Source organism: Luteolibacter sp. (assembly GCF_058122085.1).
Genome location: NZ_JBIKBQ010000210.1, coordinates 1 through 2,640, shown reverse-complemented (window position 1 = coordinate 2,640; position 2,640 = coordinate 1). Strand labels below are relative to the sequence as shown.

The 2,640-nt window shown below is 59.8% G+C and carries 2 protein-coding genes; both read right to left on the bottom strand.

What is annotated here, in order from left to right; genetic code table 11:
- Positions 1–472, bottom strand: a 472-nt coding sequence (locus AC4DF4_RS18720) for a DEAD/DEAH box helicase (RefSeq protein ID WP_490049615.1), incomplete at its 3' end; no start/stop codon positions are given.
- 154 nt (positions 473–626) lie between these two features.
- Positions 627–2,640, bottom strand: a 2,014-nt coding sequence (locus AC4DF4_RS18715) for a hypothetical protein (protein WP_490049614.1), incomplete at its 5' end; no start/stop codon positions are given.

The window sequence follows — 2,640 nt, the reverse complement described above, 5'->3', positions numbered from 1 at the left end:
CATCAAGAACCAAATGCTGCAACCCTTGAAAATCGGCATACCCCTGGCCCATTAAATCCAGCAACCGTCCCGGAGTAGCCACAATCACCTCGGTACCAAGACGCAGCGCCCGGATTTGCGGACGCTCCCCGACCCCGCCATAAACCATGGCCACATTCAGAGGCACGTGTTTGGCGTACGCACGGAGGTTTTCCTCAATCTGCACCACCAGCTCACGCGTCGGCGCCAGAATCAACGTCTTCATTCCTCCCGGCCGCTGAGAGCCGCCCGCTTTGGGATGCAACATCAAGGAAAGAATCGGCAGCGTAAAGGCCGCCGTCTTGCCAGTGCCAGTCTGGGCAATACCCGTCAGGTCGCGTCCAGTCAGAATTTCGGGAATCGCCGCCGCCTGAATAGGCGTCGGCTCAGTGTAACCCGCTTCTTGAACGGCTTGGAGAATGCGGTCGTCAAGACCGAGGGCGCGAAATGGCATGACCTCACCGTCGCAGAGAAATCACCACTCTGCACCTCTTATACTCAACAGAACGCCATTTTACTTCCCCCTCCCCGGCCGCACTCCAACCCGATGAAAACCAGCATCACAACGGGCCATCGGAAGCGGGACCGCCGCCTCGCCCCCCCGACCGTCAGCGGCCATCAAACTCCACGGCCAACAAACGGTACCGATAAGCCGTCTCTATCGCCGCCAGCCCATAACCAGCATCCCACTGCGCCAGCCCAATCTCATCACCCCCAAATCCATCGCCAGCCGCATCCAACACCACCGACGTGCTGCCCAGCACCGCCCCCGTCGCCACCTCGCTCAACGTCCCGTCAAACTGCCGAGTCGCCGCCTCAAAATGAAACCGCACCCGATAAATCCGCCCACTCTGCAACGGGGCCGCCACCGTCGTGACCGGCGCCCCACCCGCCCCAGGAACATGCCAGGAAAAAACTTCTGGCCCAGCCACTCGCAACGTGAAGGCGCGTCGATCAACGGGATCATCACTGTGAAAAATCCCCAGCACCATGGGGTTTTCAGGAGCTCGTCCAAAGTCGTCGATGCAGAAATCCAGCGTAGCCGAAAATCCATTGGCCGATGCCAACGGCTGAATCGGATGAACAAACCGCCGACGCTGCGTGCCCAAGCGAGGCCGCTCCCACTCGCCCGGCGCCGTCGGCACCGCCCCGCAAAATCGTACCGCCTTGTCCGCCACCGACCAAGTCGCAAAGCTCGATTCCTCAGCCAGTACCGACACCGCATGCTCAGGCCGGACACGGCGCCCGGCCGCCAGTAAATCAAAATCGAAATACCAGCCGCGGGCCAGCGGATCCATGGCAAAATCCTCGCTGAGCCGAACCGCGGCTTCCCGGCCGGTATTCAATGTCTGGTTGGTCAGCGAAGCCAAAAACGGATTGAGTGACGCCAGCCGCGGATCATCCGCGGTGGCGCTGTGAAAGTAGTTGGTGTGCTCGGACCAACACCACGCGTATTCATCGCTAGAGGCCAGAGCCAGCGGCACGTTCGACCAAACCGTGTCGCGAGTACCGCTAGGGAAACCAGCCCACAAGTTCCACGGATCACTCTCCATCCACGCCGCCATGCCGACATCAACAAACGCATCAAATTTTGCCGGATGCCGACTGAAACTGCGCCAGGCGCGCAACGCCTCCCTCGCTTCGGCATAACGCGGGCGCCCGCCAGCAAACCCCGTCTGCGTAAACCTCGATCCCGCCGCTTGTCCGTAATAAAAGGTATTCTCATAGCCGTGAATCAACCGGCCAGGCGCCACCACCCCATCCAGCATACCGTCAATAAAATCATTGACCCCCGCCAGAAATCCCGCGGCCGGTAAATCAGGCGACCACGCAAACGTAAACATAACCCTCACTTCCGGAAATTCCGACTGAACTACTTCCATCCAGTCACGTCCACGCCGACGCAATAACTCAGCATCCCCCACCCCAAAAGGATACGGCCGACTCGTTCCCGCATAATAACCGTACTGCTCGGTATCGAACAAAAACCCCTTTAACCCAGCCTCACGGCACACCCGCGCCGCCAACCGCACCGTGCCGCGAATCACCTCCCAGTCGGCATCGCTGGCCAGATCCCCCTTCAATACTTCGCTCCCACCACGACAGTTCCACCACAAAAAATTGTCGGTCAGCGATCCCCAAGACACACGTTTAAAATCAGCGACGGCCTCCCGCACCGATTCATCAGTCAACGGCCACTTCGACCAAGCCAGACCATCCAGACAGCATTCCTGCTGCGCTTCAAAGGCCGGTGAGCCCGCCGGCGGCGCTTCCCCGGTCGACGGAGTCATGGTCAAGGCGGCTCGGACCGCTAGGCCGTCGAACGGATGATTTCTCGTGAACTCAGGATGGTCCGCGAGAGATTTCGAAGTGAGTGGAATCGGGGTTGAGTCGAGCGTGTGGATGCCGGCATCGATCAATTTTTTCGTCTTCAATTCGCGCGGATGCGCCCAACTACGGACGGCGGCTGGAATCCCCAGTTCGGCCAGCGAGAACTTCTCGAAAACCAGCTGCGCTTGGCTTCCTTCGTAAACGATGCCCACATGGCCGTCATCCATGCGGGTCAAACTGGGATAGCCCGCGCCCGCCAGTTCATCCAGCAACAGATGATGACTGACCGGC